This is a genomic window from Streptomyces sp. NPDC021100 (genome assembly GCF_044333095.1).
In the GTDB taxonomy this organism is placed as follows: Bacteria; Actinomycetota; Actinomycetes; order Streptomycetales; family Streptomycetaceae; genus Streptomyces.
Genome location: NZ_JBIRQH010000003.1, coordinates 424,138 through 438,670, shown reverse-complemented (window position 1 = coordinate 438,670; position 14,533 = coordinate 424,138). Strand labels below are relative to the sequence as shown.

The 14,533-nt window shown below is 74.7% G+C and carries 9 protein-coding genes, 1 tRNA gene and 1 pseudogene; 5 read left to right on the top strand and 6 right to left on the bottom strand.

What is annotated here, in order from left to right:
* The first annotated feature begins 263 nt into the window (after positions 1-263).
* The gene (locus ACH4PU_RS08630) at positions 264-1,970 is read left to right on the top strand and encodes a fibronectin type III domain-containing protein (RefSeq protein WP_398268024.1); all 1,707 of its coding nucleotides are present in this window, start codon (positions 264-266) and stop codon (positions 1,968-1,970) included.
* Between the two features lie 67 nt (positions 1,971-2,037).
* On the opposite strand, the gene ACH4PU_RS08625 is transcribed toward ACH4PU_RS08630, so the two are convergent.
* Positions 2,038-2,124, bottom strand: a tRNA-Ser gene (locus ACH4PU_RS08625).
* A 126-nt stretch (positions 2,125-2,250) separates the two neighbouring features.
* Positions 2,251-3,762 carry a S1C family serine protease gene (locus ACH4PU_RS08620; protein ID WP_398268020.1) on the bottom strand — a complete coding sequence of 504 codons (1,512 nt, stop codon included), beginning with the start codon at positions 3,760-3,762 and terminating at the stop codon, positions 2,251-2,253.
* Between the two features lie 307 nt (positions 3,763-4,069).
* Here ACH4PU_RS08620 and ACH4PU_RS08615 point away from each other — a divergent pair, with 307 nt between their 5' ends.
* The gene (locus ACH4PU_RS08615) at positions 4,070-4,918 is read left to right on the top strand and encodes a glycerophosphodiester phosphodiesterase (RefSeq protein ID WP_398268017.1); all 849 of its coding nucleotides are present in this window, start codon (positions 4,070-4,072) and stop codon (positions 4,916-4,918) included.
* 55 nt (positions 4,919-4,973) lie between these two features.
* Positions 4,974-5,625: pseudogene (locus ACH4PU_RS08610) on the top strand (ATP-binding protein).
* A gap of 238 nt (positions 5,626-5,863) precedes the next feature.
* On the opposite strand, the gene ACH4PU_RS08605 reads toward ACH4PU_RS08610, so the two are convergent.
* From ACH4PU_RS08605 to ACH4PU_RS08590, 4 genes are all read right to left on the bottom strand, one after another.
* Positions 5,864-6,832 carry a DUF5926 family protein gene (locus ACH4PU_RS08605; RefSeq protein ID WP_398268014.1) on the bottom strand — a complete coding sequence of 323 codons (969 nt, stop codon included), beginning with the start codon at positions 6,830-6,832 and terminating at the stop codon, positions 5,864-5,866.
* A 466-nt stretch (positions 6,833-7,298) separates the two neighbouring features.
* Positions 7,299-7,637, bottom strand: a complete 339-nt coding sequence (locus tag ACH4PU_RS08600) for a hypothetical protein (RefSeq protein ID WP_398268011.1) — start codon at positions 7,635-7,637, stop codon at positions 7,299-7,301.
* 758 nt (positions 7,638-8,395) lie between these two features.
* A complete protein-coding gene (locus tag ACH4PU_RS08595) occupies positions 8,396-9,100 on the bottom strand; it encodes a hypothetical protein (RefSeq protein WP_398268008.1) in 705 nt (234 codons plus the stop codon).
* Positions 9,101-9,508: 408 nt separating this feature from the next.
* Complete coding sequence (locus ACH4PU_RS08590) at positions 9,509-10,264, bottom strand: bifunctional DNA primase/polymerase (protein WP_398268005.1); 756 nt, start codon at positions 10,262-10,264, stop codon at positions 9,509-9,511.
* A gap of 749 nt (positions 10,265-11,013) precedes the next feature.
* On the opposite strand from ACH4PU_RS08590, the gene ACH4PU_RS08585 reads away from it, so the two are divergent.
* Complete coding sequence (locus ACH4PU_RS08585) at positions 11,014-12,801, top strand: PP2C family protein-serine/threonine phosphatase (protein ID WP_398268002.1); 1,788 nt, start codon at positions 11,014-11,016, stop codon at positions 12,799-12,801.
* Positions 12,802-12,911: 110 nt separating this feature from the next.
* Complete coding sequence (locus tag ACH4PU_RS08580; protein WP_398267999.1) at positions 12,912-14,366, top strand: aminopeptidase P family protein; 1,455 nt, start codon at positions 12,912-12,914, stop codon at positions 14,364-14,366.
* The last annotated feature ends 167 nt before the right edge of the window (positions 14,367-14,533 follow it).

The window sequence follows — 14,533 nt, the reverse complement described above, 5'->3', positions numbered from 1 at the left end:
CCCACCCGGCCTGGTGGCGCGCGGCAAGCAGGGCGTCCTCTGGCTGTACAAGGGCTCGGGCAAGGCGGCCGCGCCGTTCAAGACCAGGACGAGGACCGGCACGGGCTTCGACCAGTACCGCGACCTCTTCTGACGAACCGGGCCGCCGCTCCGCCCGGAGCGGCGGCCCCACACTCACGGGGCCGTCCGCCGCATGGCACTATCGCTGCGGCGTTCCCCCCACATCCTTGCGCCATCCGTTCCACAGCAAGGACCTATTGAGCATGCACGGAAGAAACGCCGTACGTCGCGCATCGGCGACCACCCTCGTGATTGCCTCCGCGGCGCTGGGACTGACGGTGCCGGCCGGTTCCGCCCTCGGGGCGCCCGTTTCCGGCTGCGCGTCCGGCGTCTGGAAGGCCGAATTCTTCGCCGGCACCACGTTCGCGGGCAAGCCCAAGAAGACCGCCTGCGACGACGCGATAGCCGAGAATTACGGCAACGGCGCACCGGCGGGCCTGCCGCGCGACAACTTCGGCGTGCGCTGGACGACCACCCGCGACTTCGGCTCCGGGGGACCTTTCACCCTCGCCACCGAAGTCCAGGGCGGTGTCCGCGTCTACGTGGACAAAACCCGCGCGATCGACCTCTGGAAGAGCGCGAAGGGCACACGGAAGAAGTCCGTCCGGGTCACCGTTCCCCAGGGGAAGCACACCCTCCGCGTCGAGTACGCGAATGTCACAGGCCCGGCCGCCGTGAAATTCGCGTACACGCCGGTCACCGGCAAAGCCGACGACAAGGTCAAGCCCCTGGCACCGGCCGGGACGCGGGCCGCCTACGACGCCGCGTCCGGCAAGGCGACCGTGACCTGGTCCAGGAACAGCGAACTCGACCTGGCCGGTTACCAGGTCCAGCGCCGCACCCTCCCGGCCGCCGGCAAGCCCGGGCCGTGGCAGGCCGTCAGCGGCGGCAAGCCGGTGACCGGCACCTCCTTCACCGACCGCCCGGCGAAGGACGGCAGCGGCTACGCCTACGCCGTGACCGCCGTCGACAAGGCCGGCAACGCGTCCGCCCGGTCCGCCGAGGCGCGCGTCAGCACGCCCAAGCCCGTCCCGCCCGCCCCCGTCGCACCGGCCGCCCCGCGCGGGCTCAAGGTGACCTCGTCCAACGGCCGGCAGGCCGAACTCTCCTGGACGAGGAACACCGAGCCGGAGGTGCGCGGGTACCAGGTCTGGCGCCGCGCCGCCGGCCACGACTGGGAGCTCACCGCCACCACCGCCGAGACCTCGGCCATCGACACCCCCAAGGACGACGGCACCGCGTACGAGTACGCCGTCGTGGCGGTCGCGGAGAAAACCCGGTCGGAGCGCTCCGCACCCGTCTCCTTCACCCCCGAGATCCGCCGCCCCGGCGAGCCCGGAATTCCGACCGGCCTCAAGGTGACGGGCATCGACGGCCGGCGCGCCAAACTGTCCTGGGACAAGAGCCCCTACGAGGACCGCGTGATCGCGTACCGCATTTGGCGCCGGGACCCCCAGCACGACTGGGAGGCCGTCGGAAAGAGCGGCAGCAGCGTGCTCTCCTACACCGACGACCCCGCGGTCGACGGCACCACGTACGAGTACGCCCTCAGCGCGGTGGCCGTCAACGAACGCGAAGGAAAGCGCTCCGCGCAGACCGTCCGCTTCACCCCCGAATTCCGCGGCGCGCCCCAGCCCCCGTTCGCCCTGGAAGCCCAGGACACCCCGCAGGGCGTGAAACTGTACTGGCGCTCCCTCGACAACGCCCCGTCCTTCCACATCTACGTCCAGAAGGAGCACGAAGGCCCCGCCTTCACCTTCGTCGGCGCCTTCCGGAACCCCGGTGACGGCCGCCTGGAATTCCTGGACACGAACGCCCGCCGCGACCGCCTGACCTACTACGTGGTGGCCGTGTCCAAGGACGGCGTGGAATCCGGCCGCAGCAACCTGGCACGCGTGGAAAAGCGCTAGGAACGCACGAGGGGTGCCGCCCTGAGGTCGGCACCCCTTCCGGCCGGCGCATGACCGCCGGCCTCGGCGGAGGCTGAGGGATTTGAACCCTCGGTGACATCGCTGCCACGACGGTTTTCAAGACCGTTCCCTTAGGCCGCTCGGGCAAGCCTCCCCGCGCCGGGCTGTCCGCCGCGGCGCGGGGGACAGCCTACCGGGTGCGGGTTGGGGCGGGGAGACCTGCCGGGGGTGGTGGGGCTGTAGAGGAGGGGTGGGGCGATGGAGAAGGGGTGGGATGGGGTTACTTGTCGCCGGTGCGTTCGCCCAGGACGATGTCCGTCGTCGTCTGCTTGCCGTTGCGCACGTAGGTGAGGGGGACCTTGGTGCCGGGCTTGTGGGTCCAGATCTCGCTGATCAGGGTGGGACCGCTGTCGATCTTGGTGTCGCCGAGCTTGACGATCACGTCGCCCGGCTTGAGGCCGGCCTTGTCCGCCGGGCCGCCGGGGGTCACCGCCGCGGAGCCGTCGGTGCCGTTGTCGGCGACGCGGGCGCCGGTGCCGCCGTCCTTCATGTTCACGGTGGCGCCGATGACGGGGTAGACCGGCTTGCCGGTCTTGATGAGCTGCTCGGCGACGTTCTTGGCCTGGTTGATGGGGATGGCGAAGCCCAGGCCGATGCTGCCGGACTGGCCCTGGGCGCCGGGGAAGCCGCCGCCGTTGTTCGCGGACTGGATGGCCGAGTTGATGCCGATCACCGCGCCCTGCGCGTTGAGCAGCGGACCGCCCGAGTTGCCCGGGTTGATCGAGGCGTCGGTCTGCAGGGCGCTCATGTAGGAGGCGTTGCCGCTGCCGCCGCCGTCGCTGGACGCCACGGGACGGTTCTTGGCACTGACGATGCCCGTGGTGACCGTGCCGGAGAGGCCGAACGGCGCGCCGATCGCGACCGTCGCGTCGCCCACGGCCGTCTTGTCCGAGTCGCCCAGCGGCAGCGGGCTGAGCTTCGCCCCGGAGGGGTTCTTCAGCTTGATGACCGCGACGTCGTAGCCCTGGGCGCGGCCGATGACCTCCGCGTCGTACTGCTTGCCGTTGGAGAACGTCACGGAGAGCCGGCCGCCGTCGGCGGCCGAGGCCACGACGTGGTTGTTGGTGAGGATGTGGCCCTCGGTGTCGTAGACGAAGCCGGTGCCGGTGCCGCCCTCGCCACCGCTGCTCTGCGCCTCGATCGTCACGACGTTCGGCAGCGCCTTGGCGGCGATGTCCGCGACGGAACCGGGCGTCCGGCTGGCGGTCTTCGGGTCGCCCGGGGCCGAGACGGTGGTGGACGAGGTGTCGCTCCGGTTCGCCGCCCAGTAGCCGATGCCGCCGCCGGCCGCGCCGGCGACCAGGGCCGCCACCAGGACCGCCGCCGCGAGACCGCCCCCGCGCCGGCGCCGCGGCGGTTCGGGCGCGCCCCAGGGGGCGGCCGGCGGGACGAGCGGGCCGCCGTGCCCGGTGCCGTCCTGCGGCGTCGCGCCGTACGCGGCCGGGGCGCCCGCCGCGTTGAACCAGGCGCCCTGGTCCGCGGGCGGCGGAGGCGTTCCGGGGGCGGGGGGACCGGAGGGAGCGGGAGGACCGGAAGCGGAGGGAGCGTGCGGCGGTACGGTCGGGAGCTGCTCGGTGCGCCCCTCACCGCCCTCCGCCGCGGCCGGGCCGGCGGGGGGTGCCGCGGGCGCGGGCGGTGCCGCCTCCTTCGCCGTCTCCGGAGCCGGAGCCGGAGATCCCGACTGCGAACCACCCGCGGAAGGAACGGCGGCGCCCTCGTTCTCGGTGCTCACGGTGGTCTCCTCATCACGTACGTCGGTTCGTTCACGGCCGGAGCCGCTGCGGGACGGGCGGGGCCACGCCGGAACACCTACCCCCGCCAGCCTTTCCCATCGCCCGTCAGGCCGCCGTAAGCGGACCCTGTGCGCCTCCGCGCCGCGCGGACCGCTGGCCGGATGGCACCGGTGGCGTGCGGGACGGCGGTGACGGACCGCCGGAGCGGCCGGGTGGCCTGGCGGCCGGACCGGGCGGCACGGCGAGCGGACCGACCGGACACGAGCGCCCATGCGCGATTGTGCCAGGCGGTGGCACCATAACGCGGTGACCACTGCGCACCCGGCCCCCGCGTCCCGCCCCGGGAGCCGCCCGCCGGCCGTCATCGCCCACCGCGGCGCGTCCGAGGACGCGCCGGAGCACACCCTCGCCGCGTACCGGAAGGCGATCGAGGACGGCGCGGACGCGCTGGAGTGCGATGTGCGGCTGACGGCGGACGGGCACCTCGTCTGCGTCCACGACCGGCGGGTCAACCGCACGTCCAACGGGCGCGGCGCCGTCTCGTCCCTGGAGCTGGCCGATCTGGCGGCGCTCGACTTCGGGTCGTGGAAGGGGCATGCCACGGACGCGGAGGCGCCCGACACCGAGACGACGGGCCCCGGCGACCCGGCCGACACCGCCGTCCTCACCCTGGAGCGGCTCCTCGAACTCGTCGTCGACGCGGACCGCCGCGTCGAGCTCGCCATCGAGACCAAGCACCCGACGCGCTGGGCGGGCCTGGTCGAGGCCCGGCTGCTCGCGCTGCTCGGCCGCTTCGGCCTCGACCGGCCGCCGCCCGGGGAGCCCCCGGCCGTCCGCGTGATGAGCTTCTCCGCCCGCTCCCTGCACCGGATCCGGGCCGCGGCGCCCGCGCTCCCCGCCGTCTACCTGATGCAGTTCCTCTCGCCACGGCTGCGCGACGGCCGGCTGCCGCCCGGCGTGGGCATCGCCGGCCCCAGCATCCGGATCGTGCGCTCCCACCCCGGCTACGTGGCACGGCTGCATCGTGCGGGGCACCAGGTGCACGTGTGGACGGTCAACGAGCCCGAGGACGTCGAACTGTGCCTGCGGCTGGGCGTCGACGCGGTGATCACCAACCGTCCGAAGGCGGTGCTCACACAGGTGGGGCGCCGCTGAACGCCCGCTTCCGAGCGCCACGCGCCGTCGGGCGCGTCCGCACGCCCCCGCGCTCATGACAGGGTGTGCCCCGGCGCGTTCGGTCCGTGTTCGGCCGGCCCGAGTGCCCCCACCGGACCCGGAGTGGCCGGTTTCCGGTCCAGGCCATTGGGGCATTCATCCCCTGACGTGGGGCAAAGGAGGTCTCGGGGGTGGCGTTGGTGGTGGCACAGGAGGTGCCCACGTCGTCGATCATGGCCGTACCCCATGGTCCCGCCGGTGTGGGCGAAGCGAGACACCGCATGCGTGAGGACCTGCGAACGAGCGGGGTACCGGATCCGGTCATCGACGACGCCGTACTGATCCTTTCGGAGTTGCTCAGCAACGCGTACCGGCACGGGCGCCCGCTGAGCAGGGAGCGCGGCCCGGCCCGGGCCGACGGCAACGGCGGCGTCCTCGCCGCCTGGCGGGTGGACGAGCGCGGACGGCTCACCGTGGAGGTCACCGACGGTGGCGGCCCGACCCGTCCGTTTCCGGCCACTCCCTCGGTCACGGCCCGCGGCGGCCGTGGGCTCAACATCATCAGCGCGCTGTCCCAGGAGTGGGGCGTCCGCGACACCTCGGGCGAGGTGACGGTATGGGCCGCGCTCTCCGCCCGCGCCGGTTTCGCTACGCGCGTCGACCTCGCGCCGGAGCTGGACTTCTCGGATCTGGACGGGCTGGTGTAGCCCGCCGCGCGATCGGACGCGACTCTTCCGGGGGTTGGGGGTGTGCCGACGGCTTCGCGGCCGCGGGACGCCTCGCCGGGCGCGCCCGTGGAGGCGGAGACGTCCGGCACCGCCCGGGCCCACGGGCCGCCGCCCGGCGCCGGAGGCCGGACGGCGGACGGGCGGCACCGGCCGAAGACCGGCTGCGAACGGCGGACGCAGCCGGTCCGCGAACGGCGGAGGGGCGGCCCGGGAACGGTCAGTTCAGCGTGACCTGACGGCTCGTCAGGCCGCTACGGGCCCGGCGCTCCTCACCGGACAGCGGCGACTCGTCGGCGAGGGCCTTGTTCAGCCGCTCCGCGAACGCGGCGGCCGGCTTCTCGACGTCCGCCGCGCCCACGCCGGTGGGCAGGTCCCAGACGGGCACGGTCAGCCCGTGCGCGCGGAACGAGCCGACGAGGCGGGTGCCCTCGCCGAGCGACGACTCACCGGCCGCGTGCAGCCGCGCGAGCGCGTCCAGCAGCTTCTCCTCCGGGTGGGTCATCACCCAGCGCAGGTGGTTCTTCTCGGGGGTCTCGCACCAGTACGCGCCCTCGACCCCGGCGAGCCGGGCGGTGGGGATCGCGGCGGCGTTGGCCCGCTCCAGCGAGGCGGCGACCTCGCCGGTGGCGTTCTCGGCGTTCTCGACCCAGAACTCGAAGCCGGTGTGCACCTCGGGCTCGAAGGGCGCCGAGAGGTCCAGCAGGTCCTGGAGCCGCGGCCCGTCGCCGCCCGTGCGGGAACCGCCGACGGGGGTGCCCGGCTCGGCGGCGAGGGCGCGCTGAAGGGTGTCCGCGAGATCGCGGCTGAGGTCGCCGGTCGCGGTGTCGTTCTGCAGGCCGAGCAAGACGGCGCCGTTGTCGCGGCGCAGGGCCGGCCAGGCCATGGGCAGCACGGTCGCCAGGGTCACCGAGGGCACACCCTCGGGCAGCCCGTCCTTGAGGGTGAGCCGCACGGTGGCGGCGGGCACCAGCTCGCGCAGCGCGACCCAGTCGGCCTCGCACGGCAGGCCCTCGAAGGGCCGCTGGACCAGTTCGGCCGAGGCGTGGGCGGCCTGCTGGCCGTGGCACGCCTTGTAGCGGCGGCCCGAGCCGCAGGGGCAGGGCTCGCGGGCACCGACGACGGGGATCGGCCCGTCGACGGCCCGCGGTGCGGCGGCCTTGGTCTGGGGGCGGCGCTTCTTGGCCATGGCGTGCGTGTCTCCCGATCGATGCTTCCGACTCCGGGCTTCGGGGCCGGGCGCCGTGGTGCTCCGTTTCCGGATGCCCGACGTCCGGATCTCCGCTGCCGGATCTCCTGTCGCCGGGCCCCCGGCGTCCGGCCGCCCGCTCCGGACGCCCGCCCGCCGGTTCCCCGGCCGCGGGCCGGATGCCTCCGGCCCGTACGGGCGCGAGCCTAGCGCCCACCCGCCCGCGGACCGTGGTACGTACCCTCCCGTCATCGGCGTGACGTTCGCGCGGGCGCCCGGCGGCCGGTGGAAACCGTCCTCGCCGGGACACCCGGGCCGTCGCGGAACGCCCTCCGCTTCGCCCGCGGCCACCCGCCGACGCGATCCGGGTCCGGACGCACCCGGACCGGGGACCGTGGGGGGCCGCCGCCCTCCGCACGAAGGCGCGTACGGGGCGGCGGGCTCGGGCCGCTACGGGCTCGGGTCATCAACTGGTGAAGCCCAGCAGCACGTCTTTCACGCTCCCGGCTCCCGGCACGGTCAGGCTCACCGGAATCATTTGATCGAGTCCTGTGGGAAGGCCGAGGTCGGCGCATTGGTTGACGGGACTGCTGCCCCCCGCCGTCAGGGCCTGGCCGGTCAGCGCCCCTCCCGAGCGGGCGGCCGCGGTCCGGTCGCGATGGTGCCCGCCGTGTCCGGCGCAGGAGTTGCCGATCACGGCGTTGCCGAAGCCGACGACGCTCGTGGCGTGGGCGGGTACGGCGGTGACCGCCGCGAAACCAGTGGCGAGCAGGGTCAGCGCCCCTGCGGCGTAAGTCCGGTTCATGGCCAGGCAACGCCCCCACGCCCCTCCGGGGCACGGGCGGGGCACCCGAACGGTGCAGCCGAGGAAACGCCCCCCGGGCTCGCGGACGGACGGGCGGAGCCCGAAGAGGCGCGCCGGAGCGCACGGAGTCGCCGGTGGACGGGCTGGGGCTGCCGGGGGCAGGCCGGAGGTGTCCAGCCGGGGGGCCGGGCCGCCCGGCTGGACGGCCGGGGGCGTGCGGCGGACGGCCGGGATCGTGCAGCGGCCGTCCAGGATCAGTGACCATCGGGCGGGCCAGCGCGCCGGTCGGCCGTCGGCCGGTCCGCCGTCCGCCGGCTCGGGCCATCCGCCCGGACCGGCACCCTCCGCCTCTCTGTCGGAAGGCGTCGTTCCGGGCCGCCGAGGGCGCCACTCGCGTGACTCCTGTCACAACTCCCGCTGTCAGCCCGGAAATCGGCGTCCGGAAATCCACGATCGAATTTGCGAACCGCCGATCTCTTGTTACCGTTCTAGGAGCCCGGTCGCTGGTGCATCCCCCGTCGCCAGCGATCGGGCGCTTCCATGCCCGGATGCCGGCGGAACCCGCCGCAGATCACCGGGCGTCTCCGGGAGCGGGCCCTGCGGGAATCCCCTGGGCCGCCCCGATCCCCCTCTTCGAAGTCCGCAGGCCGAGGCCACGACGTTTCTCCTGTCCGGCGGCGACAGCCGCCGCGAGGCGGCCCGGCGGCGGCGGGGAACGCCGGCCCCTCGCCGGAGCCGGGCGTTCCGCGCGGGCCGCGCTAATCCTCCGCGCTATCCGGCGAGTTGCTGCCGGAGCGGAGGAGCAGCTTCCCTTCGGCCGAGGCGATCTCCGCGACCGCCGCATACGCGCCATGTCCGCGCACGGTTCGTCGCCGGGGGGTCTCACAGGTGTCCGGCGCGTCCGTCGCGGGCATCGGGCAGCGCACCTGGAGCGAGCCGCCGTCCGGCGCCATCAAGGTCAACACGCCGGTGACCGGATCGTCGGTGCCGTTCCGGTAGTACGTCCGCGCCCAGGTCTCCGCGCCCTCGGTCAGCACGCAGGTCTGGGCCTCCAGGCCCTCGGGGGAGTCGAGTTCGGGGCCGCAGCGGGTCACGGCGGGCGGCTCGTCCGGACCCGCGGGCGGCGCGGCGGCGGGCCGTGCGCCCCGGGCCGCGCCGGGGCCGCCGCCGGCGCCCGTCCCCTTCCGCGCGCCGTCCGTCAGGGCACCGGCCGCCGCGACCGCGTCACCGGCCGTGTCCCCGAGGTCCCTCAGGGCCCCGGCCCCCTTCGCGCCGGCCGGACGGACACCCGCCGGTTTCCGGTCCGGTCCGGCCTTCGACCGGCCGGCCGGGGCCGCGGGGCCCGCCGTCGCCGCCGCGAGCGGCAGGACGACGGCGAGCGCCACCGCGGCCGCGAGCGCGACCATCCGGAGATTCGCTGCACGTTGCTGGGACACGCCGGGCACACCGGACGCACGCTCCATGGGACCACCTGCGACTCGCCGCGGACACTGGACGCGGGGCGATCGGAACGCGCCCCGCCGGACCGGCGCGGCCGATAGGGGCGTCCGGTCGGAACCCGCCGACGACGACCGGCGTTCGACCGGCACCGCTTTCCGACGCAGGCCCGGTCCCCGAACATAGCGGCCCCCACCCCCGGCACCCTGCCGTTCACCACCCGAATCCCGCAGTTCTCGGCGCGGCTTGCACCCGTACGAGTGAGAGCGCGTGCGTCTCCCGTCCGTACGCGCTCCACGGGCGAGCCGCGCCCGAGCGATGCGTTCCGGGGTTCCGGGGCCGTGGCACCGGGCCTTCCGGTGCGGCCGTCCAATGCGGCCGTCGAGTAAGGCGGTTCAGCGTGGCCGTTCCATCCGGCCGTTCCGTTCGGCCGTTCAGTACGCCAGCCGGCTGCCGCCGCCGGTCGATCCGGTGGCCGCGCTCTGCTCGACCAGGACGTCGACCACCGAGGCCACGTCCGGCAGCCAGGGGCGTGCCCCCGCGGCCGCCCCACCGGCGGACCGCCCGGACGGCCGGCCGGCGCGGTTCCGCCCGGATCCGGAGGACGGCGCGCCGACGGGCTGCGGCGCCCGCTCCCAGCGGGCCCGGCCGGGGCCCGTGGTGGACGGGGGGAGGACGACGTAGCCGCCGTCGCCGTGGAAGCGGAGCGAACCGGGCACCCATTCCTGGTTGTGCAGCAGTTCGCCGAGGACCTCCAGCGAGTAGGGCGCCACCAGGAGCGTCCAGCGCGTCGGCGTGGCCACCACCGGGCCGAGGCGCACGCCCGCGCGGTCGAAGGCCGCCAGCGCGCGCGCCCCGGCGATCGCGGGAAGGCTCACGGCACTCGCCGCGCGCCCCCCGGTGGCGAGGACGACCGGCGCCTCCGGGCGGTTGGTCCACCACCAGCGGACCATCCGCGCGTCCGTGCTGGCCGCCAGCAGCCCGGGGTCGAACGGGTGGGCGCCCGGGACCGCGCAGTCCGGGTGGGCGCAGCCGCATTCGCGCACGCGGCCGATGCCGGGCCGGAGGCCCACACCGGGGAGTACGGGCCACTGCCACTCCGTGGCGTAGGTCAGGGCCGCGGTGACCACCGCGGACCGGCCGGGCCGCCGGAGCGAGAGCTTGCGTCGCCTTCCGAGGATCTCGCGCATGAGCGCTCGTTCCTTTCCGTGAACGCCGAAGGTGGGCCCCGGTCGGAGACCAGGGCCGTCAGGGCACTGCATTCGTTGCTTCAGGGCACTGCATTCGTTGCAGGTGCAGCACTGCGTGTCGCATTACATGGCACTACGGGCGCCGCTTCGCGCGGCACTCGACGCGCCGCCGCGCTTCATGGTCGGCGCACCACATGGATCACAGGTCACTGCGCGTACAACGCAGCGCATCACGCCTGAGGCCGAGCGTGAAACATGGCGGAGGGTGGCGCACGCATGGCGCTTGGTGCTGGGGCCGGTACGCCCCTCGCCCACGGCATGGGTTCCCCCATGCCACTCGGGGACGGGCACGGCCGTTGCCGGGTAAGACGCCCGGGCGTTCCGCCGGGTTCCGGGGCGCCCCCAACTCCCCCTGCCCTTCCTCAAGTACGTACCCACCGCGGTGGCGGTGACGCGCTGTCGAGCACGGCCAGTCGACCGCAATTCGGCGAGCACAGCACTATTTTCCGGCCAACTTCAAAACCCCTCAGACACCATCATTCCCACTGGTCCAATGCTGGACATCGCCTCACCGGGGCGTGTACATGTGGAGTCACCGATAGCGCGCACCACGACAGGGGGTTTGCGGTGCTATTCCATGGAACACGCAGGCCGACGGGCTGGTCGAAACCGGACGCCGGAGCTCTGCGGACGCCCTCCGGGGCGGACCCCGGGGCCGTCTCCGCACGGGTCCGGCGGAGCAGACGGCCATGAGCGCCCCCCACCTCCCGAAAGTGGCCGGAATCGATCCGTCCCTCCCCGCCCCGGCCGCGGCTTCTGCTTCCGCCGCGTGCCCCGCGAACGCCGCCACCTCCCCCCTCTCCGGCACCACGGACCCGTCCGACGCCACGGAACCGTCCGGCATCGCGACTCCCCCGACCACCGGCGCTCCCCGCGGCCCCCAGCGCCCCGACGGCCTCGTCCAGGACCGACTCGCCGGCTGGGTCTCGGACCTCACCACCCTCCAGGAACTCACCGAGCGCCTCACCCGCACCACGGACCTGGACGACGCGCTGCGTGAACTCCTGCGCGCCGGCGCGACCCTCCTGGGCGCCGGCCGCGGGCTGGTCACCCTCCACCCGGTCGACGACTCCGGCCGTACGGCGACCGCCACGCTCGGGCTCGGCCGCGCGGACCTCGGCCACTTGGAGACCATTCCGCACGTCCCGCACACCCCACACGTCCTGGACAGCTCGCGGATCGCAGACGGCTCGCAAGCCCCGCACGTCTCGCACGCATCCCCGCCCCCTTCCTCTCCTCCCTCGCCTTCCCCGCGCCCGTCGCCCCCCGCGCCTGCCCCCTCCGCCGCGTCCCACCCGTACGTTCACCTCCTGGAGGGGCTGCCGCCCGTCGGCGCCCGCTCCGGCGCCGCCCGCCCCGACATCCCCGGCGAGGAGGACCTGGACCCCCGGCACCGTGAGGTCGCGGCCCGCCTCGGGTACGCCGCGACCTACGCGATGCCCCTGGACGCCGCCGCCCCGCCGGACCACCCCTCCTCGCCCGAGCCCGCCCAGGACGCCCCGGCCCAGGACGGTCCCGCACGGAACACCCCCGCCCAGGACGCCCCCACCGAGCCCCCGCCGGACCGCCGGATCGGCGCCGCCGTCTGGCTCTACGACGAACCGGCCGAACCCACCGAGCGCCAGCGCCGGCTCGCCGCCCGCTACTGCGCCCACGCGGCCGGGCACCTGGCCCGGCTGCTGGAGCTCGGCCGCGCCCGCGCCGCCCTGGCCGCGCTCCACGGCGAGCTGCTCCCCGGCCGGCTGCCGCGCGTCGCCGGGATCCGGCTCGCGGTGCGGCACCGCACCGGGCCGCGCGGCGGCGGCGACTGGTACGACGCGCTCCCCCTCCCCGAGGGCGCGCTGGGCCTCGCCGTCGGCGGAATCACCGGATCGGGTCCGTCCGCCGTCGCGGCGACCGGCCGGCTGCGGGCGTCCCTGCGGGCGTACGCGGTGATGGAGGGCGAGGATCCGGTCGCCGTCCTGTCCGACCTGGAACTCCTGCTGCGGCTGACCGAGCCCGCCCGCTCCGCAACCGCCCTCTTCGCCTACTGCGATCCGGCCAGCCGCAAGGTCGTCGTCGCCGCGGCGGGCCACTGCTCGCCGCTGATCATCGGCGACCACCGCACCGAGTACGTGGAGACCTCGCTCTCCGCGCCGCTGGGCATGCTGGCCTGCTGGGAGGCGCCCAGCGTCGAGATCGAACCGGCACCGGGCGAGACGCTCCTGCTCTACAGCGACGGGCTGCTGCACCGGACCGGCGACGCGATGGACCGGGCCTTCGCCCGGCTGCACGCGGCGGCGGCGAGCGTCCCCCGGACAGCGCGGCGGGATCCGGAGGCGGTGGCCGACCACATCCTCCGCACGGTCCTGCCGGACGACACCGACGCCACGGCGGCCCGCGGCCGGGGGCCAGGCGACGGAACGGACGCGTCCGGCGGATATGACGAACTCCGCTCCGGCGAGGACGTCGTCCTCCTGGTGGCACATTTCGACTGACATGTCCCGGTCCGTCCGCATGTGAATTCGGACGTATGCCCCTCCTCCGGCCGCCCCCGGCACTCCTCCGCCCACCTACGATGGGAGCGGCCCCGTTCGAGGAGGAAAGCATGACCGAGCAGCCCGCGCCCGAGAACCCCGAAGGCGACGAGCCGATCAAGCAGCGGAAGAACGGCCTCTACCCGGCCGTCTCCGACGAGCTCGCCGAGAACATGAAGAGCGGCTGGGCCGACACCGAGCTGCACGACCTGCGGCCGATACCCCAGGCCGAGGAGACGGCGCGGCGCCGCGCCGAGCTCTCCGCGCGCTTCCCGGGCGAGCGCCTGGTGATCCCCGCGGGCAACCTCAAGACCCGCTCGAACGACACCGAGTACGCCTTCCGCGCCTCGACCGAGTACGTCTACCTCACCGGCGACCAGACGCAGGACGGCGTCCTGGTCCTGGAGCCGACGGCGGACGGCCACGACGCCACGCTCTACCTGCTGCCCCGCTCGAACCGCGAGAACGGCGAGTTCTGGCTCGACGGCATGGGCGAGCTCTGGGTCGGCCGCCGGTACAGCCTCGCCGAGGGCGAGCGGCTCTACGGCCTGCCCTGCGCCGACGTGCGCGAGCTGGCCGCCGCCCTCGCCAAGGCCACCGGCCCAGTCCGCGCCGTCCGCGGCCACGACGCCGGCATCGAGGCCGCGCTCACCGACAAGATCACCGCCGAGCGCGACGAGGAACTGCGGGTCTTCATCAGCGAGCAGCGGCTCGTGAAGGACGCCTTCGAGGTCGCGGAGCTGCAGAAGGCCGTGGACTCCACCGTCCGGGGCTTCGAGGACGTCGTGAAGGTCCTCGACAAGGCGGAGGCCACCTCCGAGCGCTACATCGAGGGGACGTTCTTCCTCCGCGCCCGCGTCGAGGGCAACGACATCGGCTACGGCTCCATCTGCGCCGCCGGCCCGCACGCCACCACCCTGCACTGGGTGCGCAACGACGGCCCGGTCCGCGCCGGCGAGCTGCTGCTCCTGGACGCGGGCGTGGAGACCCACACCCTCTACACCGCCGACGTCACCCGGACGCTGCCGATCAACGGCACGTACACCGAGCTCCAGCGCAAGGTCTACGACGCCGTGTACGAGGCGCAGGAGGCCGGCATCGCCGCCGTGAAGCCGGGCGCGAAGTACCGCGACTTCCACGACGCCGCCCAGCGCGTCCTCGCCGCGAAGCTCGTCGAGTGGGGCCTGGTCGAGGGCCCGGTCGAGCGCGTCCTGGAGCTCGGCCTCCAGCGCCGCTGGACGCTCCACGGCACCGGCCACATGCTCGGCCTGGACGTCCACGACTGCGCCGTCGCCCGCACCGAGACGTACGTGGACGGCGTCCTGGAGCCCGGCATGGTCCTGACGGTCGAGCCCGGCCTCTACTTCCAGGCCGACGACCTGACGGTGCCCGAGGAGTACCGCGGCATCGGCGTCCGCATCGAGGACGACATCCTCGTCACCGAGGACGGCAACCGGAACCTGTCCGCCGGCCTGCCCCGGACGTCCTCCGACGTCGAGGCGTGGATGGCGCGGCTGAAGGGCTGAGGCCCAGGGGCCACCGGCGGTGGGGGGGGGGGGGGGGGGGGGGGGCCCCCCCCCCCCCCCCCCCCCCCCCGCCGGCGCCCCCCCCCCCCCCCCCCCCCCCGCGGGCGGGGGGGGGGCCCCCCCCCACCCCCCGGACGGGGGGGGGGGGGGGGTGGGGACCCGCCCCC